At 53.4% G+C, this 24,214-nt stretch carries 23 protein-coding genes and 1 pseudogene; 16 read left to right on the forward strand and 8 right to left on the reverse strand.

What is annotated here, in order from left to right; genetic code table 11:
- The first annotated feature begins 1 nt into the window (after position 1).
- From ACR1XU_RS21810 to ACR1XU_RS21825, 4 genes and pseudogenes are all read left to right on the forward strand, one after another.
- Positions 2-736 (forward strand): DUF1376 domain-containing protein, encoded by a 735-nt coding sequence (locus ACR1XU_RS21810; protein WP_480908730.1) that lies wholly within the window; start codon positions 2-4, stop codon positions 734-736.
- A complete protein-coding gene (locus ACR1XU_RS21815) occupies positions 733-1,344 on the forward strand; it encodes a hypothetical protein (protein WP_480908729.1) in 612 nt (203 codons plus the stop codon). The genes ACR1XU_RS21810 and ACR1XU_RS21815 overlap by 4 nt, the downstream gene beginning before the upstream one ends.
- 279 nt (positions 1,345-1,623) lie before the next feature.
- Positions 1,624-1,800: an HGGxSTG domain-containing protein gene (locus ACR1XU_RS21820; RefSeq protein WP_480915704.1), complete on the forward strand. Its 177-nt coding sequence runs from the start codon at positions 1,624-1,626 to the stop codon at positions 1,798-1,800.
- 65 nt (positions 1,801-1,865) lie between these two features.
- Positions 1,866-2,051: pseudogene (locus ACR1XU_RS21825) on the forward strand (IS5/IS1182 family transposase); the annotation flags it as partial.
- Positions 2,052-2,373: 322 nt separating this feature from the next.
- Here the strand turns inward: ACR1XU_RS21825 and ACR1XU_RS21830 are convergent.
- From ACR1XU_RS21830 to ACR1XU_RS21845, 4 genes are all read right to left on the reverse strand, one after another.
- Positions 2,374-2,952 (reverse strand): hypothetical protein, encoded by a 579-nt coding sequence (locus ACR1XU_RS21830; protein WP_480908727.1) that lies wholly within the window; start codon positions 2,950-2,952, stop codon positions 2,374-2,376.
- Positions 2,953-3,396: 444 nt separating this feature from the next.
- Positions 3,397-4,377, reverse strand: a complete 981-nt coding sequence (locus ACR1XU_RS21835; RefSeq protein ID WP_480527401.1) for a CobW family GTP-binding protein — start codon at positions 4,375-4,377, stop codon at positions 3,397-3,399.
- Positions 4,378-4,381: 4 nt separating this feature from the next.
- Positions 4,382-5,854, reverse strand: coding sequence for a guanitoxin biosynthesis MBL fold metallo-hydrolase GntH (gntH, locus tag ACR1XU_RS21840; RefSeq protein WP_480908726.1), 1,473 nt, complete (start codon positions 5,852-5,854; stop codon positions 4,382-4,384).
- Between the two features lie 10 nt (positions 5,855-5,864).
- Positions 5,865-6,098 (reverse strand): hypothetical protein, encoded by a 234-nt coding sequence (locus ACR1XU_RS21845; RefSeq protein ID WP_170678873.1) that lies wholly within the window; start codon positions 6,096-6,098, stop codon positions 5,865-5,867.
- Between the two features lie 101 nt (positions 6,099-6,199).
- On the opposite strand from ACR1XU_RS21845, the gene ACR1XU_RS21850 reads away from it, so the two are divergent.
- Entirely contained in the window at positions 6,200-7,534 is a 1,335-nt protein-coding gene (locus ACR1XU_RS21850) for a hypothetical protein (protein ID WP_480908725.1), read from the forward strand.
- A gap of 236 nt (positions 7,535-7,770) precedes the next feature.
- On the opposite strand, the gene ACR1XU_RS21855 is transcribed toward ACR1XU_RS21850, so the two are convergent.
- Positions 7,771-8,085 (reverse strand): hypothetical protein, encoded by a 315-nt coding sequence (locus tag ACR1XU_RS21855; protein WP_170383373.1) that lies wholly within the window; start codon positions 8,083-8,085, stop codon positions 7,771-7,773.
- 407 nt (positions 8,086-8,492) lie between these two features.
- On the opposite strand from ACR1XU_RS21855, the gene ACR1XU_RS21860 reads away from it, so the two are divergent.
- Positions 8,493-9,464 (forward strand): adenylate/guanylate cyclase domain-containing protein, encoded by a 972-nt coding sequence (locus ACR1XU_RS21860; RefSeq protein WP_321254686.1) that lies wholly within the window; start codon positions 8,493-8,495, stop codon positions 9,462-9,464.
- A 435-nt stretch (positions 9,465-9,899) separates the two neighbouring features.
- Here the strand turns inward: ACR1XU_RS21860 and ACR1XU_RS21865 are convergent, their stop codons facing one another.
- Positions 9,900-10,784, reverse strand: a complete 885-nt coding sequence (locus ACR1XU_RS21865; protein ID WP_170398787.1) for an HAD-IIA family hydrolase — start codon at positions 10,782-10,784, stop codon at positions 9,900-9,902.
- 268 nt (positions 10,785-11,052) lie between these two features.
- Here ACR1XU_RS21865 and ACR1XU_RS21870 point away from each other — a divergent pair, with 268 nt between their 5' ends.
- Genes ACR1XU_RS21870 through ACR1XU_RS21900 form a run of 7 tightly spaced genes read left to right on the forward strand, consistent with a single transcriptional unit; the run spans position 11,053 to position 18,415 of the window.
- Positions 11,053-11,829: a DeoR/GlpR family DNA-binding transcription regulator gene (locus ACR1XU_RS21870; RefSeq protein WP_480908724.1), complete on the forward strand. Its 777-nt coding sequence runs from the start codon at positions 11,053-11,055 to the stop codon at positions 11,827-11,829.
- A 2-nt stretch (positions 11,830-11,831) separates the two neighbouring features.
- Entirely contained in the window at positions 11,832-12,848 is a 1,017-nt protein-coding gene (locus ACR1XU_RS21875; protein WP_170398781.1) for an ABC transporter ATP-binding protein, read from the forward strand.
- Positions 12,849-12,904: 56 nt separating this feature from the next.
- Complete coding sequence (locus ACR1XU_RS21880; RefSeq protein ID WP_480908723.1) at positions 12,905-14,161, forward strand: ABC transporter substrate-binding protein; 1,257 nt, start codon at positions 12,905-12,907, stop codon at positions 14,159-14,161.
- Between the two features lie 59 nt (positions 14,162-14,220).
- A complete protein-coding gene (locus tag ACR1XU_RS21885; RefSeq protein ID WP_480908743.1) occupies positions 14,221-15,114 on the forward strand; it encodes a carbohydrate ABC transporter permease in 894 nt (297 codons plus the stop codon).
- The gene (locus tag ACR1XU_RS21890) at positions 15,111-15,920 is read left to right on the forward strand and encodes a carbohydrate ABC transporter permease (RefSeq protein ID WP_170478326.1); all 810 of its coding nucleotides are present in this window, start codon (positions 15,111-15,113) and stop codon (positions 15,918-15,920) included. Before ACR1XU_RS21885 ends, ACR1XU_RS21890 begins: the two co-directional genes overlap by 4 nt.
- 2 nt (positions 15,921-15,922) lie before the next feature.
- Positions 15,923-16,717, forward strand: a complete 795-nt coding sequence (locus ACR1XU_RS21895) for a metallophosphoesterase (RefSeq protein ID WP_171724197.1) — start codon at positions 15,923-15,925, stop codon at positions 16,715-16,717.
- 36 nt (positions 16,718-16,753) lie between these two features.
- Positions 16,754-18,415 carry a Na/Pi cotransporter family protein gene (locus ACR1XU_RS21900; RefSeq protein WP_480908722.1) on the forward strand — a complete coding sequence of 554 codons (1,662 nt, stop codon included), beginning with the start codon at positions 16,754-16,756 and terminating at the stop codon, positions 18,413-18,415.
- Positions 18,416-19,015: 600 nt separating this feature from the next.
- On the opposite strand, the gene hchA is transcribed toward ACR1XU_RS21900, so the two are convergent.
- Positions 19,016-19,876 (reverse strand): glyoxalase III HchA, encoded by an 861-nt coding sequence (hchA, locus tag ACR1XU_RS21905; RefSeq protein WP_480908721.1) that lies wholly within the window; start codon positions 19,874-19,876, stop codon positions 19,016-19,018.
- 16 nt (positions 19,877-19,892) lie between these two features.
- Positions 19,893-20,549, reverse strand: a complete 657-nt coding sequence (locus ACR1XU_RS21910) for a nitroreductase family protein (protein ID WP_480908720.1) — start codon at positions 20,547-20,549, stop codon at positions 19,893-19,895.
- A 111-nt stretch (positions 20,550-20,660) separates the two neighbouring features.
- Between ACR1XU_RS21910 and ACR1XU_RS21915 the strand changes: the two genes are divergently transcribed.
- The 3 genes from ACR1XU_RS21915 to ACR1XU_RS21925 all read left to right on the forward strand — a co-directional run bounded on the left by ACR1XU_RS21915 (position 20,661) and on the right by ACR1XU_RS21925 (position 24,212).
- Entirely contained in the window at positions 20,661-21,020 is a 360-nt protein-coding gene (locus ACR1XU_RS21915) for a winged helix-turn-helix transcriptional regulator (RefSeq protein ID WP_170547363.1), read from the forward strand.
- A 524-nt stretch (positions 21,021-21,544) separates the two neighbouring features.
- Positions 21,545-22,843 (forward strand): glycosyltransferase, encoded by a 1,299-nt coding sequence (locus ACR1XU_RS21920; protein ID WP_480908719.1) that lies wholly within the window; start codon positions 21,545-21,547, stop codon positions 22,841-22,843.
- 214 nt (positions 22,844-23,057) lie between these two features.
- A complete protein-coding gene (locus ACR1XU_RS21925; RefSeq protein ID WP_480908718.1) occupies positions 23,058-24,212 on the forward strand; it encodes an acyl-CoA dehydrogenase family protein in 1,155 nt (384 codons plus the stop codon).
- Positions 24,213-24,214 lie beyond the last annotated feature (2 nt).

Raw genomic sequence — 24,214 nt, forward strand, 5'->3', positions numbered from 1 at the left:
TATGAGTAATTTCAACGCCAAACGTGCCCGCACAAAACGTCCTTTCCCAATTTGGGTAGACGCATTCCAGCGTGATACACAACACCTCACAGCCGATGAAGTTGGCGCCTACATGCTTATTCTCATGGCGATGTGGGTGCGCGAAACATGTGATTTCCCTGATGATGACCGCCGCCTTGCGGCGGTCTCCAGGGTGTCTCCCCGCCTTTGGAGATCGCGCATCGGGTCGGCTATCCGGGAGTTCCTTGAAGCCGAATGCGGCATGCTGGTTTCCCAGAGGTTACGGAAAGAAGCCGCTTACGTTGAACAACAGGTTGCACGACAGTCAAACCGAAAAAAGGGTCAGAATCCAGATAAGCCTTTGAAAAGTAAAGATACGACAGCATCCGTGGATCCTTCCGCGGAGCAACCTACCCAACAACCCAACAACCCAAATAATTCCGATACTTACGTATCGGCGTTTGTCGACACAGTCGATTTCACAAAAGAAGTCTTCGACAGAGGTGTTGCCTTCCTTGGCAAATACGGAACTCCTGAGCCGAAAGCGCGCACTCTTATTGGGATGTGGCGCAAGCAATCCGGCGACGCGGCCACATTTAATGCGCTTCGGGACGCAAGCCGAATGGGTGTGACAGAGCCAGTCTCTTGGATCACTGCCTCTCTTAAAACCACTACCTCAACCAAGCCCGACCTTGATGCGCTCATGAACGGTGTCAGTTTTGGAGGCCACAAATGAGCCATCGAGAGAATTTCTTGAAATCCAAGCTCAAGGATCTGCTTGAACGGCGCTCTATGCCCCGGCATCTGGCCGGAAATGAACAGGTCCAAAGCGAAGAAATGAAGTCGTTGGCAATCACAGTTGGCAAGTTCGCGCCTCGGAGTGGTTACGAGGATTGGTGGCCGAAGTTTCAACAGCAATTGGACGAGGACGCCAAAACACGCGCTTGGCCCACGGCATTCGAAATAAAGGCTGCGGCTCAGTTGGTTCAGGGAACCACGACCCAACGCCCCGCACAGGGCGACGAGATTGACACTCTTAAGGTTTACGCCAACCGCATCGAGGCAGGTGAACGCTTTCCTGAAGGGTGCCTGTTTGGCCGCATTTGCGTTGAAATGCAGTCCCGCGGACTGATGAAGCCGGACACGCTGCGCAAGCTTCGTATGGCTTGGTACTCAAACGTCAAAGAAGTCTATGGCGAGCAAAAAGCAAACCAGATGGAGGCAGAAATGATCAAACGTCAAGAAGCCGCTAAGAAGGCAGCGCACGAGGAATCTAAGCCCCAAACTCTCCCCGCCACCAATTCACTGCAGTCAATTCGATACGATTGGGATAGTTCAGAATGAACCCGGTGGAAATACCTGACACCGTGGAAACCAAGGAGATGGGCGGTAAACCCTTCGCCTCGCGCTCATCATGGGGTTTGTAGACTATGTTAACAATTGTTGGGTTTTTTGATGGGACGACCGAGCAATTTTGAGAAGAAATTCCGTGCGTGCTTTCAAGGTGACCCCATTGATTGGCGTGAAATTCGATTACGTTGGCGGCCGTGCCCAGCAGAGGCGCACAAGCACCCAAACTATCGGAGGGATTGCTCAAAGTGCCGCGGTGCAAACTGCAAACAGATGGCGGAGCTGGGCTTGAATGATGCCGGGGAACCACTGCCTAAGTCAGAGCGCCCAACATGCGGCGCAAAAACCCGAGCAGGAGGACAATGTCAGGCCCGGGTAGTACCTGGAAAGCGGCGTTGCAGGTTGCATGGTGGTCTCAGTACAGGCCCGAAGGGGAAGCGAAGAGTTTAAGCCGATTTTGAACCAGAGGGCGACTGAACAGAGGCGTTGCGGTACCTCTTTAGACTATTGGCTTCCCTGGCCGGAAACAGCTGAATAAGGCGGTCAAATACGACAAACGCTGATACAAATGACGCAACCACATCAATATCATGTTCGGCAAGCTGAAGAATTGGAGGCGCTTGGCAACTCGATACGACAAGTGCCCAAAGGTCTTCCTGCCTGCCATCACCAATGCCCTACTCTTCATTTACTGTCTATGAGTCCTGAGCCTAGGCAACCTAGGCACATCCGCTTCCGACCTGATCACCGTCATTCATAATCAAAAAAGGCAACCGTCAAGATGGGCTCGAAGCAGTCATTCGTTGCGCAGTGCAGCAATGACCGCTCTGCGGACTTTGCAGACATCCGCAGTATTGCTCCAAAGGACCGCAGTCAGCCCAAAGCGGACCTTCAAAACCGAGTTTGCAATGTCCGAGAGGCGAACAAGTCCGTTCATTCGCATTTACCGCTGCAATACCCGCAACCGGCCCGGCCGGGCATTTTCGGCTAATAGTCCATTCGAACAAACCTAAAAACAGTTTGTTAATTTGGTTTTGAAACAAATACGCTGGTTTCTGGGTTCAGATCATCATTCGGATCCGTCAAAATGCCAGCTGGAAAGGAAACCGAGATAGGTCGATCCTTAGTATCAAGGCAGAGCATGTGGTTATTGTCCCCGTCACCCAGATCGGCAAGCGCGGCGGGCGTAACTGTGCGTTGAGATCCATCTTCGGCCTCTACGATGATCCTGTACAGATCGCGTTCCGCATCGCCAGGTTCCTTGCCGTTCGCCAGCGTAACGCCACCCGCCCAAGTTACCCGAATGGCCTGTACGATGTTGTCACTTGGACAAAGGCTTCCTCTGGTTCGGCGTGGCCCCAAGTTTCCGACCAAAGTCCAATCTTCGACAACCTCGGCCAAGATCAATGGCGGCCCGTCTTCCAGCGGAGTCACGGCTACAGTGGCACCGCGAAAATCAAGTGTTCCATCGATGGAATGAAGGTGTCCAATAAGCTCGACTTCAAACGGTGGATCCTCGGAAACGTTCCCAAAATCCCCGATCAGAAGCAAAGTGCGCAATTCACCGGGATCGGTAGCAGGCAACACTGACGCACAGTGCATTGTTCCGATCTGACCTGACTTTGTTACAACTCTGAAGTCACCTGCCTGCAAAGTTTCCAGATCTACCTCGGTTGAAAAGATGACAGGCACCCCGTCTTTGCCCCTGGAACCTCTGCAAATGAGATTTGCTACGCGGGGCAACGCCTCGAGCCCGTGGAAAGCGGAAAGCAACTCGGCATCTTGTCCTCCAGCTGAACTCGGCAATCCGAGGTTTGGGGTTGTATCTTCAAGTTCTCGACTTGAAACGTCCTGCGCGCACAAAGCCGCCCCCGACAAGACAAACGCAGTGGCAGGTGCGAGCAATCTGATCGCTTGGCTCCATTTCCTAAGCTGCTTCAGCAATTAGGTTTCTCTCCATATTTGGTCCGCGGTGTTGCGGGCTTTCGAGCTGTTACGTGTTGGAGTTTTATAAACACACGCAAACAAGTTTGGTCTAACTTGCTGCTATGCGGTCGCCAACAACGCATCGGAAAGCTCGTATTCCGAAAGGGCCCCTGGTGCACCTATTGCAACAAGCCTTGTTTCGGGTTTTCGTTGGCCCCAAGCGCCATCCCTTGCGATGTCCATGCGCTTTCCGACTACCTGAACAAGAATGCGATGATCCGGATCCTCCTCGCTAAAAACAAAGCCCTTGAGGCGATAGACGTCGCCTGGAAGCTTGCGAATTGCACTCCGAAGAGAAGACAAGCTTATCGGGCGTTCAGCTTTCATCATTGTTGTTGAGAAGCTGTCCGAGTGATCAAAGTGGTGGCAACCACAATCCGGTCCATGTTCGTGATGATCGGGTATTTCTGTTTCGAGCTGTTCGGCGGCAAAGCGGCCAACAGAAAGAAGAATATCCAGTGGGACATCCGCGTTGACCGCTTCGACAAGACGATATCGACGGAAGCGAGACCCGAGCCAATCGTGCACCCTTTGAACAGCCGCCCTGTCGACGAGGTCGACCTTGTTCAAAATAACCATGTCCGAGAACGCGATTTGACGGAGCTTCAGTTCCATTTGTTCCGGCGCGGCAAATAACTGTTCTGCATCAACAAGACACATAAGACTGTCCAAGCGGATCATGTCCCGAAACTTCTGATCGGTGAATGTCATCGCAATTGATGACGGGTCCGACACTCCGCTTGCTTCAAGGACGATGTATTCCGGTTTCTCAGGCCGGGCGAGAACGGCCTCTACCGTTTCGATCAGGTCATCTCGGATCGAGCAGCAAACGCAGCCATTTGCCAAACTCATCACATCATCTTCGAGACCGACTACCAAGTCGGCGTCAACGTTTATTGATCCAAAGTCATTCACCAGAACCGCAACCCGCAACCCGTGATTGCCTGTCAGGATGCGGTTCAAAAGTGTTGTCTTACCGGCTCCGAGAAAGCCGGTAAGGATCGTTACGGGGATTGCGGACGACGACCCAAATTCGATCATGTCGTTACTCCGTCTTCTTCTTGCGGTTCGGGATCACGTCATCGACCTTGATTACGAAATCACTGGGCCACTCTGGATCGGGAGCCCGGAATACATCAGCTGGGTAGTATTCTTTAGGATCGATCTCCATGTCCCGGTACTTCTGGTCTTGCTGTTCAGCACGTGATGACCGCGGTGCTGGCGGCTTGATTTCATCCGGCAATGTGATCTTGCCTTCTGCTTCCATCTTGCCCAATTCGCGGAATGGCGCGACCGAACCAGATTTTCCGGGAAGTGTCGCCTTCCGATACCAGATTGCATCTTTGGTGACGTTGACGACGGCGACGTCCAAACCCCAAGCGAACAGCCCATCGTAGTGGGCACGGATTCCCGCCAGCATTTCGGCATCGATGTCCTCGTCTTGCGTATAGTGGGTTACCATTGCAAGCCGCGGGCGCGCCTCAGCCATCATCTTACCGACCGCATAGTGCGATGTATGGTGCGTATCGATTGTGTAGTTGAACAGCTCTTGCGGCAGACCGTATTTGTAGGTCATCAACTGACCGATATCCTGTCCGGACATTTCGGTCACAAACACATCGACGCCTTTTCCGTATTCAAGACTCAGTTCATCGGGGCGGCCGTCGCCGGTCCAAACAAAGCTCAGTCCGTTCCAATCCAGCCGATACCCGACTGCACCGTCTTTGGCGTGGCTACGAGGCCAGGACCGAACAGTCACACCATCTTCGTCATAGACGATGCCGCCTTCTTGACGGAAATCGAATTCGTTAACTTCGATCTCGTAGCCGTCCCCAATCGGGAACACATCGAAGGCCTCAAGATGCCATTTGAGCATCTGCTGCATGCCTTTCACCATTCCGGCTGTACCAAGCTCTGGTGTCCGACCAGAAGGGCCGTGAATGCGCAGCGGCGTGTATCCACCAGACCAAGCCCGGAACGGGTAGATGTAAGGGATGTCTGCATAGTGATCGACATGCAGGTGTGTGATGAAGATGTCGTTGATCAACTGCCCCGGAACCTGCATCCCGATAATGTTGCGGACGCAGCCCGAGCCGAAGTCGAAGAAGAACCTCTTTCCATTACCCAATTCTACCATGATGCAAGTCCCAGCCTGATCTTCGCGGGGCGGAAATGGCGTCGAACCACAGAACGATATCCGCATTTCGTCGGGCCCGAGGTCCTCGGAAAGCGGGAAATAGTTCGCATTCGAGCCCGTCATGTATTTGGTAGGACGGAAGTAGTCCGGCAGAGTGATGCCCCCGGCAGGCCTGCCGCCGTACGGGTTCTTTAGGCTTTCGCCTAGTGGTCCATCACCGGGGTGCGCCTGTGCAGTTCCTGTACCGAAGCTAACGGCACCGGTTGCGACCGCACCTGCTGCCAGTCCCTGCATAACGTGTCGCCGGGAAGGGTTTTCGATTTCGTCAGATTTCTGGATCTGTTCGTTCTTAAGTTCTTTGCCGTTGTCTTCTTTTGTCATGGCTATGCCCTTAGTTGGAAATGCTACGAAGGTTGCGCTTCACCATCCGGCGAAGCTCGTTAACGAGTTCGGATCTGATGTGGGCCCATTCCGCGCGCTCTGAGGCTGTGATCGATGCGTCATCCAACAGCGCAGTAACTTTCTTTAGGTCTTCGATTGCCTCGCTGAGTAACGCATCCGTTTCGGTACGCCCTGAAAGCGCATCGGAAAGATCTGGAAGCTCATCACTCAGTTCCCAAGTCACTGGATAATCCCCGGTTCCCACTATCTATTCACACATCAAGATGAGAGCGGTTGACGACATATGCCAAGTGAGTCACCGTGAGTTGGGGGGGTGAGTTTGCTTTGAACCAAGCTAATGAATTGTCGATAGATCAAGATGTTGCACCGCCATCGCCGGAGCTTGTTCGACAGGCACTTCAGAGCGTTGTGTCCAGCGTCGCGTTCCAGGCTTCGCCTCGACTCCAACAATTTCTTACATACGTGGTCGAAGAAACTCTCGCGGGTCGCGGTACCCAGATCCGGGGTAAAGCAATCGCGGTCGAAGTCTACGGTCGGAGTATTGATGGCACTGGTGGTCGAAACCTTGTCCGCGTCGAAGCCAGGCGCCTGCGGCGACTGCTACATGAGTTTTATGAAGATCAATGGGACGGTGAGGGAGTTCGCATTTTTGTTGATTCCGGCGGATACAAACCACGGTTTTCGCAAGGCAGGACGACAGGAAGCGACAACTCAAATGCTCAGGATAGCGATCTGCTTGGCGGGAATCGACGTCTGGTGCAACTGCTGCCAATTGGGCTGGGTTGCCTAGTGTTGATCGCGGTGACAGGCTTGTGGTTCACTCGGGATAACAAGGCGGTTTTGCCCACAGCTCAATCCATCGAACAGGCTGAGCGAACTGCTCTTGGCGAGCAGTCTTTGACAAGGCTTCAGGCGGCTAATCTTGCGGATCAGGCCCGAGGCATGTTTTTTCCTGTTTTTGACGTCAAGCGCCAGCAAATAGCACTGGGAATGTTTCAGCATGCCGCGGAGCTCGACCCCGCACTCTCGGACGGTTATGCCGGATCGGCACAGGTCCTGGCGACTTTGGCCATGCTGTCCCCTGATAATTCACAAAGAGATGACCTCTTTAGCCAAGCTTCCGAGATGTCGGAAAGAGCGCTTGATCTATCTCCCACCGATGCATGGGCAAGCGGCGCAAATGGTTGGGTGTTGGCCACCCAAAACAATCCAGTCGAGGCTATGAAATTCGCAAGACTGTCGGTCGAGCTTGCGCCGAATGATGGTCATATTCTGGATCTTGTCGGCATCACCGCCATCATGGCGGGCGCCCCAGAACTTGCGGCTGAGGTTAGCGATCCAGAAAGACTCAGGTCAGGATCGGGCCGCTTTGGCGCACGAAACATTTGGGGTGTATCGCAACTGATGCTCGGGAAATACGAAAAGGTAGTAGACGCCTTTAAAGGAGCGCCCGCAGCCGGTGCGCCTGTGAGTGCTCCTTCTCTCCTGTTCCAAGCCGTCGCGCAGGATCAGTTGGGACATACCGAAGAAGCTCAGCGACTTATTTCCGAAATGCGCAAAACGTGGCCGGAGTTTCCATCTGAGTTTCTCGCCGGCAGGATTTTCCAAAATGATGACGCAACGCGGCAAGTGATCCTGGATACTCTGATCAGATACTGATGAAACGTGTCGCATGTTTGTCGACGCAAAGTCTGCTTTCCGCGCATTGCTGTCATTGGGGCAACGCGCAGCACCGGCCAAAGTGGGCTCAACGCGGACATCGTAGTCATTTGGTCAGATATCCGCTTATGGACGGATGGCAGACCTAAACTTGCGAAACGTGAATGTCTGCTATGCGAACTATAGGGGCGCTCAAAGAGGTCGCTGAGCAGCAAGATCGTTGTGAAATCGAAGGGCTAAGTCCAGGCGACAGCTGTTCCAACAAGAACTAGTGCCATCCCGGCAGCTTCTTTGACTGAGTACACCTCTTCGAAGAAAAAATGAGAGACTACACCTAAAATTATGACTTCAGCTCCCATTACAGCCACGTAAATCAGCCCCAGTTTTTCATGCCCCAGAGCAGCAACTTCGAATGCGCCAGCTGTCAGTAAGGCAACAGCGATTATGGTTGCCACGCCCAGGCTGGGTAGTGTCCACCATGACTTCATGGCGACCATAGCAATACAATAAAAAAGAGCAGATAGCAGTGCGAGTGCAGCAACCATGTTCATGATTAAATCTCCCTCGATACTAACAAAATATCAGAATGAAACTCATTGAGATGTGACCAAATTCACAAAGCAAATTTCAAATTTGCAGGAGTCAAAACTACAGATATTGTCAGCAGCCTAATAGGACGTTTCGTGCTCGGTTTGGTCATTCGCCGAAACTTCGCTAGCGACAGCGATGCGGACAAAGCTGAAACTCGAAGCAAGCCCTAAGTGCGCCGGAGAGACGGAGCTTCAACAACTCTGTCTCAGGTCTGCATGGTCCAAGGTGTGCTTGACGCCTCTACCATCTTCTTCCTTGATTACATGCTTGTGCGTGGGCAGCATAAAGGTGGTAGAGTTCAGTACGGCTAATTCCAGATCGACGAATTTACTTTGCGCTTGTTTCGCCTGTGTTGGGAGTATCAGTTGTGGTCAAGGCTTCTCCTGAGATACTTGCTGTTACAGAACGCTGGTTTGAGGCGATCAGGACCCTAAATACGCACGTTTTGAAGGACTACCTTTCCGACTCGGTCGATCTGCGCTTCATTGGAACTGGCGAGAATGAGTTTTGGAAAGGTCAGGTTGTCCGCGATGGAGTCGGCGAATTCATCGGCGAAATGCCAGAGCCGGATGTGTGGGAAGTTCTCGAAGCCGAAGCCTTCGAGAACGGAGAGACGGGCTGGTCTGCTTTTCTACATCGGGTTGGGTTTCCCGGGCTTCGAGATGATTACATCGTCCGCACGGTGCTGGTATTCGTCTTAGAGGGTGCGTCATGGAGGATCATTAATCGTCACGCCTCTCTTCCCTACCCAAACATAGATTTTGTAGGTAGCGAACAGTTGGCCATTCAAACTCTTGTGAAAGCTGCGCTCGAAGAAGGTCCGGAATTGCTTCAGGCAGAAGGTTTGGCCTCGGTGCTGTTCACTGATGTCGAAGGCAGTACGATGCTCGCGGCGGCCATGGGAGATCAGGGTTGGTCGGCGTTGATAGATCAGCATTTTCAGACTGTTGAGAGTATCGTCGCAACACATCGGGGGCAATTCGTGAAGTCGCTGGGAGACGGGACATTGTCCAGTTTCCAATCAGCGACTGAAGCGCTTCTGGCGGCGATCAAAATACAGGAAGCCGTGGCTTTGAGCGATGTGGAACCGCGCTTGGGCCTACGAGTTGGCATTCATACCGGCGACGTTGTTTTGGCGCGTGGCGACTTCTTCGGAACCGTGGTCAACAAAGCGGCTCGCATAACTTCATCGGCCAATCCGGGTGAAATTCTTGTGTCGGATGTGACGAGAGCCATAGTTGGGGGAAATCACGAGTTCGAATTTGCGGCCGTACGATCTTTGGTCCTCAAAGGACTTCCAGATGATCACACAGTCTACCGTTTGCAATGGAGGCGATAGCTGCTCGCTGGGTATGACCTCGAAGATCAGCCCCGCCCCCGGGGGATAATTCAATCAAATTGCTCTTTTCGCGGAATGCCCTTGCAAAGTGAACACACCCACTCCGCAGTTCCATCAATTGGCCTGCCCTTGCTCTTTAAATCACGGTGGGAAACAACCTGCTGATCGCGGCAAAATGGACAGGTAGCAAGGGCAAATAAATCCGGAATATGGGTGACTTTCTTAGGTACGGGGTTGCAAACCATTTGGCACTCAACATTGAATTATACCCTGTTGGCTATCACATATCGCCGTTTTCTCCACGTCTGCTTTGGGCTCGGTGCAGTCATTCGCTCAATCATGACGAACGTCCGCTATGCGGACATAGCCGCCGTTCGAACCAAGGCTAATTTTCGGTCTGATACTTCGCCAAAAGTGGGAGCATCACGATGTTTTCTATATGCGAAGTAGGCGCCAGCTCGGTGTCAAGCTCGATTGCTCGCAAAAAGTGCGAGTATCCAGCCCCGAAAACACTCCATCTTGCGCGACAAGGACTGTGCGCCAACCCCGTGCTGCTGCACCGAGGATATCGGTGTGAAGAGTGTCACCGCACATCGCGATGCGTTCGGGCGGAATTCCTGGAAGCGTGGCTTCGACCATTTCAAATACTTCCGGAAATGGCTTGCCAAAGAACTTGATGTCTTGAAGGCCCTCATCTGCCAGCAAATGCCCGTAGTGACCGGGCTCCAGTGAGAATCCGAAGTCTCGTGGCGCTGCCAGATCAGCATTTGCGATCACCACTGGGCGCGGGTTCGCCAACAAGCTGTCGCAAAGCATGGATTGTTGAGATTGTTGCCAGATTTCGGTCGAGAGAAACAAGAAACCGTCAGCGCGGTCAAAGTCTGTCTGGTCTGCCTCAAGCCTGATCGTCTCGGATAAGATGTCCGTCAGATCGTCAGACGGAGAGGCGATGCAGCCCCATAGACCGTCGTTCAGGTTTGCCAAGGCTGCGTCGCGGCTGGTTACAATCTCATCTGCGTCAACTTGCATTCCGAGTTTTTGAAACTTGGCAGTCGCGCCCTGGTGATTATAGCTGGCAGCATTGGAAAGAATGCGAATCTGGTGTCCGCCCTCCCTGAGCTCTTTCAAACGAGCTGCCGCGCCGGGAATCGGAGTTTCGCCAACATTTAGAACGCCAAATGCATCAAAAACAAAGGCGTCTACTTCGTTGCCAATATCCAGAAGTGACTCAATATCCAGAGTGGCCGCGTTGAATGTTGCTTTTGGGAGTCTGGGACGTATGGACTGATAACGCGAAAATATCGAGTTGGCGTCAAGCATGTGTCCAAATGTCCTTTTTTGATGGGCGCCCCCGACAGGTTTGACGCAATACGGAATGTAACATCAACAAAGCAAAATGGAAGAAAAAACAACATTTTTGGCAAGTCGCCATTAGCGAGTTCTGAAGCCTTGCGCGCAAAACTTTGAAAAACATAATTTTTCGACACTTGCGATCAAGTCACCCTTCAACGTTCTATGTGGCTTTGATTGAAAAATGTTGTTTTGTTGTTTTTTGGTGATATGGTTCTGGCAACTTGAAGGGGGATAAATGGCGTCAAAGAAGATCAGACGGAGGGATTTAATCCAGCAGGTCGTGCAAGAGCGTGGCGGTGTCAGTGTGGGGGCCTTAGCGGAAATGCTAGGGGTCTCGACGCAAACCATCCGCCGTGATCTGGACATTTTGTGCGACGGTGAAAACCTGCGACGCGCGCACGGGCGGATCGAGCTGGCTGAAAGCCGTTTGAATACCCCGTTTGATCAGAGAGCCGGAACGAACTTACGTGGCAAACGGTCGGTTTCCGAACTTGTTGCGAGCATGATCCCCAATGGGGCGAACGTGTTCCTTTCAATTGGGTCGACTCCGCTCGAAGTGGCTAAGGCACTGTCCGGCCACCAGGAGTTAACGGTCATCACGAACAACCTGAGTGCCGCGATGGCGCTGAGTAATGAAGTCTCAAACCGTATCCTTTTGCCAGGAGGCGAGCTGCGCCTGCCCGATCGTGATTTTATCGGCGAAGAAGCAACCGATTTCTTTGACAGGTTTCGTGCCGAGTTCGCAATATTTGGCGTTGCCGGTGTGGCGCATGATGGTGGGTTGTTAGAATTTCATCCAGCTGAGGTTCGGGTGAGAATGAAAATGCAGCAGCACGCAGCCAAATCGATCCTCGTAATAGACAGCAGTAAATTTGGTCGCATTGCGCCAGCATTGGGCGGCAACATCTCGGATGTCGACGTTGTCGTGTGCGACCGTCCTCCGGGCCCTGAATTTTCCGATCTCGCAGACAGTTTGGGCGAAGCCATTACTTACTCACAAGGAGAGCGCTGAATATGGCAGAACCGTTTGTTCACGTCGACAATATTGCTAAGCGCTGGAATGGGCAGCTTGGCGTCGAGAATATTAATCTTTCGATCCCGCGTGGTTCGTTCGTAGCGCTGCTTGGCCCGTCGGGCTGCGGCAAGTCAACGACGCTGAGATTGCTGTCGGGACTAGAATTGCCGGATGAGGGGCGGATCGTCATTGACGGGCGTGACATCACTACTTCTGCCCCTGCAGAACGCAATCTGTCGATGGTGTTCCAGTCTTATGCATTGTTCCCGCATCTGAGTGTCGCGGAAAACGTTGTTTTTGGCCTCAAGGTGCGAAAAGTCGTCGCGGCGGAACGGCGCGAGAAACTGACCCGGGCGCTCGAGATCACTGGCTTGCTGGGCTATGAGCAGCGTAAGCCGGGGGAATTGTCGGGTGGTCAGCGCCAGCGTGTGGCGCTTGCACGTGCGATCGTGGCAAACCAGCCGCTGTGCCTGATGGATGAGCCGCTTTCGAACCTTGATGCCAAGCTGCGCGCCTCTGTGCGCAAGGACATCAAAAAACTTCAGGTCGATTTGGGCATCACCGTAGTTTACGTCACGCATGACCAAACCGAAGCGATGAGCATGGCCGACATGGTCGTGCTGATGAAAGACGGCCATATCCAGCAGACAGGGTCCCCGGAAGAGCTTTACTACAAGCCTGCTAACACATTTGTCGCCGAGTTTGTCGGTGCCCCGCCAATGGCGCTGATCAAGTCAGAAGGCGTGCCGGGATTTGAGCGCGCAACGACAATTGGCCTTCGCGCCGAAGCGGTGAAGGTGGTGGAATCGGGCAAGGGCAGGCTGACTTGTAAAGTATCGGAATGCGAATTCCTGGGTTCCGAAACATTCATTGGCCTGTCACATCCTGCGGCCAATGGTCTGACCGTATCCATGCCCGGACTGAAACATATTCCGGCAGGAGAAGATCTGGAGATCAGCTTTGCCGATGAAGACCTGCATTTCTTTGACGACATGGGCAAGCGACTGGCCGGGTAGGTCGAGCAACTGAACTTTGGAAAGACAAGAATAACTGTCATCACTGGGAGGAAAAAATGAACGTTATTAAGAAGGTAAGTTTGGCTGCCGTCTCGGCCACCGCGCTGACATCGGCGGCGGCGGCTGAGACGGAACTAACAATGTATTATCCTATCGCGGTTGGCGGCGCGCTGACCGAGGTAGTGGATGGCATCGTTGCCGATTTTGAAGCCGCCAACCCTGACATCAAGGTCAACGCGATCTATTCAGGCAACTATGACGACACGCGCGTTCGTGCCTTGTCCGCACTTGCATCGGGTGAACCGGCTCAGCTGGCGGTGATGTTCTCAATCGATGCCTATGATCTGATCGAGCAGGATCTGATCGTGGCCTACGAAGATATCGACGGGGTTAACCCGGACTGGCTAGAGAGCTTTTATCCTGCATTGATGGCCAATGGCCGGATCGAGGGTAAAACTTGGGGCATTCCATTCCAGCGTTCAACTATCGTTGCCTATTACAACAAGGACCAGTTTCGTGCGGCAGGTCTTGACCCTGAGGCACCGCCCAAGACCTGGGACGAGCTGATTAGCATGGGCAAGGCACTGACCAACGACGACACCTATGGCCTGATGATCCCATCGACAGGCTATCCCTATTGGATGTTCCAGGCGTTGGCGATCCAGAACGGCAAGGAGGTGATGTCCGATGACGGCCTGACCACCTATTTCGATGACGAAACCGTTGTCGATACGTTGGAATTCTGGCAGTCGCTGTCGCAGGAGCATGGCATCATGCCCACTGGCACCGTTGAATGGGGTACCCTGCGGCAGGCGTTCCTTGAAGGTCAGACCTCGATGATGTGGCATTCGACCGGCAACCTTACGGCTGTGAAGAACAACGCCAGTTTTGACTTTGGCGTCGCCGAGCTTCCGGCCAATGTGCGGCTGGGTTCGCCTACCGGCGGCGGCAACTTCTATGTTTTCAAGGAGACATCGGACGAAGAGCGCGCGGCGGCCATGAAGCTGATCGAATTCATGACCTCGCCCGAGCAAGCGGCAGCGTGGTCCATCGCGACCGGCTATATGGGCGTGTCTCCGGCAGCGTATGAAACCGAGGCGCTTAAATCCTATACAGAAGAGTTCCCACCCGCTCTCGTTGCCCGAAACCAACTGGAAAATGCTGTTGCCGAATTCTCGACCTTTGAAACCGCACGCGTGCGCGAAGGTCTGAACAACGCAATTCAGGCGGCTTTGACCGGCACCAAATCGGCTGAAGACGCGCTGGGGGAAGCCCAGACGGCGGCTGTGCGCCTGCTGCGTGATTACCAGTAACCTCAACTCCCTGGCGTCGGGCAGAGATGCCCGACGCGCCCAACCTTGAGGGTCGCTATATGGCAGAGCATGTGAACATCGAGCGTCGTCGACAGGCCATCTACGGTTGGATCCTGTTGTCACCAGCGGCAATTCTGCTGACGACGTTTGCATTTTATCCTTCGCTTGCGACCTTGTGGTCGAGTTTGTTCAGCCGAGAAACCAGAAGACGCCCCAGCGAATTTGTCGGCGGTGAGAACTATGCTGACCTGTTTGCCGACCCAACCTTTTGGAAAGTTGTTGTGAACAACTTGATCTATGCGGGCGCGACCATCCCTATTTCTATTGTAATTGCGCTTTCGATGGCGCTTTGGGCGAACTCAAAGATCCCGGCTCGCGGGTTTGTACGCACCGCCTATTTCACGCCCACGGTCCTGCCAATGATCGCAGCGGCAAACCTTTGGCTGTTTTTTTATACTCCCGGATTGGGTGTGCTTGACCAGATCGGCGGTCTGTTTGGCCTTCCCTCAATCAACTGGCTGGGACAGCCTGAAACTGCGCTGTGGGCTGTAATCATCGTGACGATCTGGAAAGAGGCTGGGTTTTTCATGATCTTCTATCTGGCGGCCTTGCAGACGATCCCTGAGGACCTCAAGGAAGCTGCCGACATTGAAGGCGCCAGCCGCTGGACCTATACGCGCCGGATCGTGCTGCCGTTGTTGATGCCGACGACGCTATTTATCATGGTCAATGCGTTGATCAACTCTGTGAAATTGATCGATCATTTGTTCATCCTGACCAAGGGCGGGCCCAACGACGCCTCCAAGCTTATCCTTTATTACATCTGGGAAATGGCCTTTGCCTTCTTTGATGCGCCCCACGCAGCGGCAATGACCATCCTGGTGCTTGTAGTGCTTGGCGTGGTTGCCGGCGTCAAGTTCACCATACTCGACAAGCGGACCCACTACCAATGAGCGGATTTTCCAGGCATATCGAATCCTTTGGCGCACTATTGTTGGCCGTGATCTGGATTTCCCCGCTGGTCTTTGCCTTTTGGGCGGCGTTCCACAGCACCTCTGACGCGGTCAACTTTAACATCACGTCGCCATGGACGCTCGACAATTTCCGCACAGCTTGGGAGGGGGCGCCGTGGCTACGCTATTTCATCAACACCTTCCTTTTAGTGACGGTGATCCTTATTGGTCAGTTCTTTGTCACGACGCTGGCAGGATTTGCCTTTGCCCAGGTCCAGTTTCCGGGTCGGGATTTCGTGTTCATCCTCGTGCTGATGCAACTTTTCATCCTGCCTGAAGTGTTGATCGTGGAAAACTATGCAATGGTGTCACGCCTCGGGTTGTTTGACACGATTCTTGGCGTCGGAATGCCCTATATGGCCTCTGCCTTTGGCATTTTCCTAATGCGGCAGGCGTTTAAGGGTGTTCCTATAGAACTGCATGAGGCAGCGCGCGTCGAAGGCTGCGGCTGGTTCGGAATTCTTTGGCGAGTCTATGTGCCCTTGGCGCGCCCGACATATCTTGCTTATGCGTTGGTGTCGGTATCGACCCACTGGAACAACTTCCTCTGGCCGCTCATCGTGACCAACTCGCCCGACACACGACCGCTGACGGTTGGCCTGTCGATCTTTGGCGCACCGGAAAATGGTGTGGATATAAGCGTCATTTCGGCGGCCACGATGATGTCGGTTGCGCCCTTGTTGATCGCGTTCCTCGTGTTCCAGCGTCAATTCGTTCAGGCCTTCCTGCGCGCGGGGATCAAATAGTCATGGCGACATTTCTGCATCTAAGTGACTTGCACGCGGTAGGGCATGGCGATCTGTGTTCAGGCGTGCTTGATACCCGCGCGATCCTGATCGGGGCCATCGACCGATTGATCGATAAAGGCGAAGCTCTTGGCCCGCTCGACGCGGTTTTAGTCACTGGTGACGTCAGCGAAGATGGTAGCCCGGACAGCTACGATTTCGCACGCACTCAACTGGAGCGGTTTGCCCTGCCGATTTACGTTGTTCCTGGAAATCATGATGCGCGCAAGCCAATGCAAGAGGCCTTTTCAGGCCTTGGCATCATGCCGCCGGACGGGCTTGTCGACTGGGCGGATACAGTGGGCGATACGCGTGTTATCGGGCTTGATACGCTGGTCGAAGGACAGGGCGGTGGCAGGCTGCGCCGGGAAAGTCTTGATCTTTTGGAGCGGGAACTCTCTGGGTTTGACGGGCCGGTTGTCGTTATGTTGCACCATCCGCCGTTTAGCATCGGGATTGATTTCATGGATGTTATCGGATTGGAGAACCGTTCCGATCTGGCAGAAATTCTTTCAATGCACTCAGAGGATATCACGGTGCTGGCTGGGCATGTCCACGGCGTTCACATTGGTCGCGTTGGCGGTCACGTTGCCATGACAGCGCCGGGCCTTTGCAGCGGTTTTGCACTGGACCGGCGCGCGGTGGCTCCTGCTGGTTTTTTTTCTGGTCCTACGGGCTGTGCAGTTCTCGAAACCGGAAAGAGCGGTATATGGAGCGTTGTTTCGCTAGACGCTGCCGAGGGACCGTATTCATTCTGAAGTGGCCGGATTGGCCCGGAAACCAAAGACCCGGTGATGATGGATAGCTCACCCATAATTATTGTTTTGAATTTGGCTGCTGCTGCGGCACTTCTGATCTGGGCTGTTCGCCTCGTGCGCACCGGTTTTGAGAGAGCCTTTGGAAGCCAGTTGCGGCTTTGGTTGCGTCGGTCGACGGGAAACCGGTTGGCCGCGACGGGAACCGGAACGCTGACCGCGATCCTGCTGCAAAGTTCCACCGCCGTCGCAATGCTGCTTGCCGGATTCATGGCCGCGGGTTCGGTTGGCAGCACCGCCGGGTTGGCCATTATTCTGGGGGCGGACCTTGGCTCTGCCATCGTAGCGCAGATCATGAATTCCCGGATTGCTTTGCTGACGCCCTTGCTACTTTTGATCGGGGTGCTGATTTTCCTGCGCAGTTCCCGGCGCGGCGTGCGCCAGGTTGGTCGGATCCTGATTGGATTGGCCCTGATTTTTTTGTCGCTTGACCTTATTCGCGATGCCAGCGCGCCGCTGGCAAACAGCGAGGCCGCTTCGGGGGCCTTGATTTACCTGTCTGCTGATCCACTGACGGCCTTTTTGCTGGCGGCGGTTTTTGCCTGGCTGGTGCATTCCAGCGTTGCGGCGATATTGTTGTTTGCAACCCTTGCGGCTCAGGGCGTTATGCCGCTGTCGGCGGCGTTTGCCATGGTCCTTGGGGCCAATCTGGGCGGTGCCTTTATTGCGTTTGTTCTGACCTTGCAGGCCGATGTCTCGGTGCGGCGGGTCGTGTCTAGCAATTTGTTCCTGCGTGGCGGTGGGGCGGGGCTGGTGCTGTTTTTGCTCTACCGGCTTGACGGTGTTGACCTTATTCCCGGGGCCAGCCCCGTTCAGCAGGTTTTGAACCTGCATCTCCTGTTCAACCTTGCGCTTCTTGTTGTCTGTATTCCGTTTCTTGGCCCGATAATGCGTTTGGCGGAGAGTGTTTTCGCTGATGACAATAAAAACAGCACCAAGGCCAACGGACGTACGGCCCTGGATCCTTCGGTTCAGAACCAGCCGGCGCGCGCCTTTGCCTGTGCGCATCGTGAGTTGGTCGAAATGGGCAATAGGATCGAGATCATGGTGCGGGACTCAATGTCACTATTTGACAATTACGATGATGCCATTGCTCAACAACTGAAGAGGGAAAAAGTCGAAATTGACCGAATGTCGCTTGACCTGCGGGTTTATTTGTCAGGAGTCAAAAGCGACAATCCGAAAGAGGACACCGGTACGCGGGCATTTGATCTGTCCGGCGTGGCAGTGAACCTTGAGGCCGGGGCGGATACGATTGCACGGAAAATGGTCGAATTGGCCAAGCGCAAGAGTGCGGAAAACGTGAACTTTTCGGAAGAGGGTTGGCAGGAACTGACCGATTTCTATGACCGTGTGTTGCGCAACGTTCAGCACGGAATCGCGGTACTGATGACCGAGGATGCCGGGGCAGCACGGGAGCTGGTGCAGCAAAAGGAAATGATCCGCGAGATCGAGAGAAAGCTGGAGCGCGCGCATCTTACCCGGCTGCGTGCTGGGGCGTCCGAAACCATCGAAACCAGTGCGATTCACCTTGATCTGTTGCGCGCCCTGAAAATGTTAAACACGGCATTCGCGATGATCGCCTATCCGCTTTTGAAAGAAAGTGGACAGTTGTTGGAAAGCCGATTGGCAAATGAATAGACGGTTTCATAGAGTGACGAAGATACAGTCCTAGTTCAAGACAATCCACTTTCCCGAGCCGGGAAGCGCTGGCAATCAGACGAAAAAATGGAATTTGATCAAACTTAAAACAGTTCATCCAATGGGTCAGCTTATTAAGTTGATTGGAAATAATATTGTGTCAGCCAATCACGGTCGCTCAAATTCAAATTGACCGGGGGCGTAACAGAAAAATTTATGAGTGTGTTGAGAGGAAATAGCTAAATATTTGTTTCCCATTGTTTTGTTGCCAAGGCTACGTGGTTGCCACGAAAATTGGGTGAATGATTGGTCAAATGTCTCGCCATCGGTTGTGGTATTCACAATCGCCCTATCGTATGTTCGCAAACTGCTCGGCGTCAAAAAAACTATACCTGCTGTGGGCTGGACAACCGCCATTGTTTGCGATTTTGCCGATGGCGAATTTGTTTGCGTCTTGCTTGTTCATGCGGTGTGTAGCGAAAGTCGATCCATATCAGACCCGCCCTTAGCGCAGATCGCGGCGAAGGTGCCAGGAGAGCCCGGAGTTACCGATGCTGCGTGATGCACGAATGTCCGCATGCACGCCGCACCTGCTTCCGTCTACCGCACGTTCTTCAACAGCGCTTCCGCCGCCAACCTTCCAAATGCGTTCGCCGCTTTGGGGCTTGCGCCCGAAACGAGACGGCGGTCGATGTGGCATGTGGCGTCGGCCTTGGAATTGATGATTTCCACACCGAGAGCGTTCAGCTTTTCGCCGAACTTCCACGGCATATGGCCCGGCATGTAGCCGATCATCGGCGTTTGATTGTCGACCGCATCAGGAAAGGCCGCGATCTTGTAACCGTTGTAGATGAACGATGGGCCATCGCCCGCAGCAAGCAGGGCGGCCGGTCCGTGGCAGATCGCCAGCGTGAACAGGTCCCGTTTGTGCGCCCACCGGAGAAGTTTTCCCAGGTCTTCGTTCTCTGGCAGGCCCAACATGGCCCCGTGGCCACCCGGCAGATAGACCCCCACGTAAAGCGCATCATCAGTCATCGTATTCGCCACGAAATCGGCGAGGCTGCCAGGGTTGTCAAAGGCATCGGCATAGTCGCGGTACAGCTTCATGACGGCTTCGTCCTCGCGCGGCATGGCCCAGTCTTCGATAACGGCAGGGGCGCCCGTGGGTGTGACAATGTCGATCTGGAAACCAGCGGCCAGCAGGTGCAACATCGGCAGGCCCATTTCGACCGGGTGGTTCCCGGTCGAAAATTTCTTGCCATTGGCCATGGTCATGTTGCGCTCTTCGGTGCAGATCATCAGCACGCGCTTGTCACCGCCCCTGTAAGGGTTGGCATAGGCCCCGCCATCATAATCCGTCTTGGATGCCGTCGCGAGTTTCAAGGCAAGGGGTGACGGCTGAAAGGCTCCGTCCTCTGTGGGCGTGGGGGCTGCTTTAAACAGATTTCTTAGAAAGCTCATGTGATTCCGTCCGCGCTCATTTGATTTCTGTCACGATTGCATCGCGCGACTTGCGGACCTTTGGCATCGGCAGCAGCCAATCGCTGGCCTCTTCGCGATAACCCAATGGCATCAAAACGACGGAACGAAGACCACGTTCCCTAAGACCAAGAATTTCGTCAACAGTATCGGGGTCAAACCCTTCCATCGGCGTGCTGTCGACCTCTTGTTCTGCGGCTGCAATGAGGGCAATGCCCAATGCGATATAAGCCTGACGCGCTGCATGGGCATAGTTCACCTCGGTCTCGCGCGGCAAATAGTTGGCTTTCAGATTGTCGTAGTAGCCATGGATCAGAGGCAGGTCGCCTCGGGCCGCAACATTCAATTGCTTGACTGTATCAATACGGTCTTCGGTGTAATTGTCCCAAGCGGCAAACACCAAGAGGTGCGACCCATCTGTGATCTGTGCCTGACCTGACGCCGCTTCGGCGATCTTTGCCCGGATATCGGAGTTTGTGACCACAATCAGCTCAAATGGTTGCGTGCCGCTTGACGACGGCGCCATGCGAACAGCTTCGACGATGGCATCGACCTTGTCTTGTGGAACGGGTTTGCCAGCTTCCATTTTCTTGGTGGCGTAGCGCCAGTTCAGGTGGTCGTTCAGTGTTTTTGCGGTCACGGTTGTTGATCCCATTGTCAGAGCCCGAGATGATAAGTATATTTTTGTTACTGACTAACTAATGAGAACTGATATTTGCCGCAAGAAGGCACATTTTTGACCCTTAGTTACAAATTGGGAACTGCCATGCTGGACGACAAACAATGCCCCGATTGCAAGCGTATCAACGAGGTCCTGTCACGAGTGGGCGACCGTTGGAGCGTTCTGGTGGTCATCTCGCTGGCTCAATACGGGACCATGCGCTTCAACGAGATAAAGCGAAACCTAGGCATTTCGCAGCGTATGCTGAGCTTGACGCTGAAGGAGTTGGAACGGGATGGGCTTGTGAACCGGACCCAATATCCAACGATCCCGCCCAAGGTCGAATATAATCTGACTCAGATGGGGCAGTCGTTTCGCGAGCCAGTCAGCGCCTTAGGCTATTGGGCACTGGAACACTTGAGCGAGATTGATGCCGCACGGGAAGCGTATGACAAGTCTGACTGAAGCCAGACAATTTCCCGAGAACCACTGTTTTTTGATAGGAGACATTGATGCTCCCGCAGCGAATTGCCCCTTTGTCCGCTACTTTATCTTCGCCCTCTAAGTAGCTCACCGCGCCCCGAACGAATGGCAGGTTTTTCCGCTGCCTAGCAGCGCCGAGAACCACGCAGGCGCAGCGATTTTCGCGCTGCGTGTGCGCACAGCACAAAATCACTATGACTGCCTTGGGCTCAGAGCGTCCGTTCGCTGCATCAGGCCTGAATGTCGGCTCTGCGGACAATGCTGCCATTCGTTGCAGCATGGCACCCATTAGAGTACTGGTGAATTCTCAGCTAAAGGGACCCCGCTAGACTTAGAAATTGAGATTAAGTCAATGAAAGGTGTTTGATTCCTTCTATGCAAGGGCGGACATCCGGCTCCAAGGATCGAGAGAAGTCGAAATCGGTTATCAAATTTTGATCTAAACAACGAAGTGGTCTTGACTGGAAATTCAACCGGATCACTTTCATAGGCCGATGAGCAAGCGATTGGCGATAATATCAAGTGGTTTGACTGGCCCGCTTAATGGTGCTGTGCAGTTTGCAAACGAAGCAAGATCTATTGGTTGCGACGTCTGCTTGTTTGCACCAAAATCGTCCTCTGAGTTAATTTCGCATTTCGACTTGGAGCATTACGAGATTCCCACGCCGCGAGTCGACGCTTTTGCACCACTACTTTCGCCGGAACAGCGCCGAGCTTTAACTGCCGAAGATCGCTTGAATGCTGCAATAAATGCCCTTGGCGTAAATGATTTCGCCGCCTCAATCGCTGCTTTTCAACCGGATGTCATCTTTGTCGACTGTGAACTCCATGCACATATCATTGTTGGCTTGTCTTTGGGACTGCCAATCATCCAGTTTAGCAACATGTTCTTGTCGCCGCCCGGACCCCGGGCTCCTCCCTTGAACAAACGAACGTGTCCAGGTGTCGGAGTACGCGGAAGTCGAATTGGCGTCTCGATTATTTGGATAAACTTCCTGCTTTGGAAGTTCAAAAAAGCCCTGAGACTCAAGTCCAAGCACGAAGGCGCAGATTTCTTGACGGCGCTGCTCGAACTCGCCCGACGTTACAACGTTCCTATAGCAAGAAAAGTACGGCTGATTTGTTGGCAAATGCCTTGGACTTACAAGATTCCGACCGTGTTGTTTCTCCCGCAATCGGTTGACTTGCCGACACATCTTTACCCGGATTTTGAGTACTTTGGGGCGATGGTATTACAAGATCGGCCAGAAAAACCTTATGACAGCGAACTAGTGTGCAGATTTTGTTCGGCGCGAGGCGCGGAGAAGCGCATTTTCATCGGCTTCGGCACAGTTATGAAACCCAAGTTTGATTTACTTGCCAACCTTTGGGAAGTCGCAAGCAAGCATCCAGAGTGGCGGTTCCTATTTGCTGCAGGTCAGAATTGGGAGGATGGTAGCAGTTGTGACTACCCACCCAATGTTGATGTTGTGGCTTGGGTCCCCCAACACCAGATTCTAAAGCATACTCACCTTGCAATAATGCACGGAGGCACAGGCGGTTTTATCGAAGCCGTTGAGGCTGCAACACCTGTTCTCTTGTATCCACATATCAACGATCAGCAGGGCAGCGCAGCCAGAGCCGTCTTTCATGGAATTGGTCGTGCAGGGCGCCACACGGATACTGTCGAAAAGATCGAAACTGATATTCAAGAACTGCTGACCGACCCAAAATACAAAAAGAATTGCAAGGCAATGCAGGCTGCTTGCCAGCAGGAGAAGGTTGATGGAGGGCTGGCTGATTTTTTGCAAATTGTCACCAACTAAAGTAACAATAAATTTCAAGTAAAATAGATAATTAGGGCATTTATCAATCGACTCAAAGGGTACCCAAGACTGCCGTCTACCGTTTGATGAAGAACAGTAATGCGCTTTCTGCACCATATTTCCGTCCAAACATCTAAATTTCAATTTCTGAATGGGATGATCCGGCCGGCTTCGACGTGCGTACTAGATTTAGTACAGCTAATAGAATCCGACAGTGAACGAAGCTACACGCCATACAGACCGCGAAACCAGATGCGCTAGACTGGACTTTGCAAAAGCAAGCCCTGCAGTTTCCGATGGGAACTTACGCGCGGTTTGGAAAGCCGCTGGCGGATGTGGCGCTTTTAAGTTCGTTTTACCCCAAGACCTTGGTGGTTCAATTAACAGTGCCAGTGAGTTCGTTGAAGAAATGTTGCTGTTTGGTGAGTTGTGCGCAGACAGCGGCTTGGCGATGGCCATAATTTCACAGATTTGGACAGTTCAAAGCCCCCTTATTCGATTTGCTTCTCAAGAGCTACAAGACAGCTACTTATCCGGGCTCTTGTCCGGCGAATTGATTGGCGCATTTGCACTTACCGAACCTACGGCGGGATCCGACGCGTTGTCGCTGCAAACGACTGCTGAACACAATCGGGCGGGATACATCCTAAATGGTCAAAAGGCGTTTGTCGGCATGGGGCCTGTTTGCGATTTCGCGATCGTTTTCGCACAAACCGCGCCCGAGAAAGGTCGTTGGGGTTTGTCGGCCTTCGTTGTGCGCGCCGACGATGAAGGGTTTTTGAGAGCTGATAGGCAGGACAAAGTTGGATTGAACTCCGTCCCCATGGGACAGCTTGAGTTCCGTGACTGCTGGGTTCCGGAGGCCCGCAGAATTGGACGAGAAGGCGCCGGAGCTACGATTTTACAAGCCACGCTCGACTGGGAGAGGTGCTTTATCCTAACAGCGCAAGTAGGCGCGATGCGCCGCCAATTGAACGAGTGCACTGAGCATGCCGTATCTCGTAAGCAATTTGGCAGGTCGATCTCGGAATTCCAATCCGTTTCCAACCGCTTGGCAGACATGCGCGTACGTCTGGAAACCTGCGAACTTATGTTGGCCCGGGCGGCACAGCTGTACGATACCGGACAACCCCTGACGCAGTTTGCGGCGATGGCAAACCTTCACATTTCAGAGGCGTTTCTAAATTCCAGCGTGGATGCAATGCGAACGTTTGGTGGTCGTGGGTATCTGCAAAGTTCAAATTCAGGAACCGATGTGAATGACGCCCTCGGCGGTGTCATCTACTCGGGTACCTCGGACATTCAACGCGAAATAATTGCAAGGATGGAACTTGGAAAAAGTTCCCAACCGAAAAACGGGGGAGACTAAAC

This window comes from Ruegeria sp. D1(2025) (genome assembly GCF_056536425.1).

What these genes read in the sequence shown, in the direction of transcription:
- ACR1XU_RS21870 (WP_480908724.1), top strand. Translation starts at nt 11,053, where the DNA reads ATGGCGTCAAAGAAGATCAGACGGAGGGATTTAATCCAGCAGGTCGTG.
- ACR1XU_RS21895 (WP_171724197.1), top strand. Translation starts at nt 15,923, where the DNA reads ATGGCGACATTTCTGCATCTAAGTGACTTGCACGCGGTAGGGCATGGC.
- ACR1XU_RS21885 (WP_480908743.1), top strand. Translation starts at nt 14,221, where the DNA reads ATGGCAGAGCATGTGAACATCGAGCGTCGTCGACAGGCCATCTACGGT.
- ACR1XU_RS21915 (WP_170547363.1), top strand. Translation starts at nt 20,661, where the DNA reads ATGCTGGACGACAAACAATGCCCCGATTGCAAGCGTATCAACGAGGTC.
- ACR1XU_RS21815 (WP_480908729.1), top strand. Translation starts at nt 733, where the DNA reads ATGAGCCATCGAGAGAATTTCTTGAAATCCAAGCTCAAGGATCTGCTT.
- ACR1XU_RS21830 (WP_480908727.1), bottom strand. Translation starts at nt 2,952, where the DNA reads ATGCACTGTGCGTCAGTGTTGCCTGCTACCGATCCCGGTGAATTGCGC.
- ACR1XU_RS21810 (WP_480908730.1), top strand. Translation starts at nt 2, where the DNA reads ATGAGTAATTTCAACGCCAAACGTGCCCGCACAAAACGTCCTTTCCCA.
- ACR1XU_RS21880 (WP_480908723.1), top strand. Translation starts at nt 12,905, where the DNA reads ATGAACGTTATTAAGAAGGTAAGTTTGGCTGCCGTCTCGGCCACCGCG.
- ACR1XU_RS21875 (WP_170398781.1), top strand. Translation starts at nt 11,832, where the DNA reads ATGGCAGAACCGTTTGTTCACGTCGACAATATTGCTAAGCGCTGGAAT.
- ACR1XU_RS21820 (WP_480915704.1), top strand. Translation starts at nt 1,624, where the DNA reads ATGGCGGAGCTGGGCTTGAATGATGCCGGGGAACCACTGCCTAAGTCA.
- ACR1XU_RS21890 (WP_170478326.1), top strand. Translation starts at nt 15,111, where the DNA reads ATGAGCGGATTTTCCAGGCATATCGAATCCTTTGGCGCACTATTGTTG.
- ACR1XU_RS21835 (WP_480527401.1), bottom strand. Translation starts at nt 4,377, where the DNA reads ATGATCGAATTTGGGTCGTCGTCCGCAATCCCCGTAACGATCCTTACC.
- ACR1XU_RS21865 (WP_170398787.1), bottom strand. Translation starts at nt 10,784, where the DNA reads ATGCTTGACGCCAACTCGATATTTTCGCGTTATCAGTCCATACGTCCC.
- hchA (WP_480908721.1), bottom strand. Translation starts at nt 19,876, where the DNA reads ATGAGCTTTCTAAGAAATCTGTTTAAAGCAGCCCCCACGCCCACAGAG.
- ACR1XU_RS21855 (WP_170383373.1), bottom strand. Translation starts at nt 8,085, where the DNA reads ATGAACATGGTTGCTGCACTCGCACTGCTATCTGCTCTTTTTTATTGT.
- ACR1XU_RS21910 (WP_480908720.1), bottom strand. Translation starts at nt 20,549, where the DNA reads ATGGGATCAACAACCGTGACCGCAAAAACACTGAACGACCACCTGAAC.
- ACR1XU_RS21900 (WP_480908722.1), top strand. Translation starts at nt 16,754, where the DNA reads ATGATGGATAGCTCACCCATAATTATTGTTTTGAATTTGGCTGCTGCT.
- gntH (WP_480908726.1), bottom strand. Translation starts at nt 5,854, where the DNA reads ATGACAAAAGAAGACAACGGCAAAGAACTTAAGAACGAACAGATCCAG.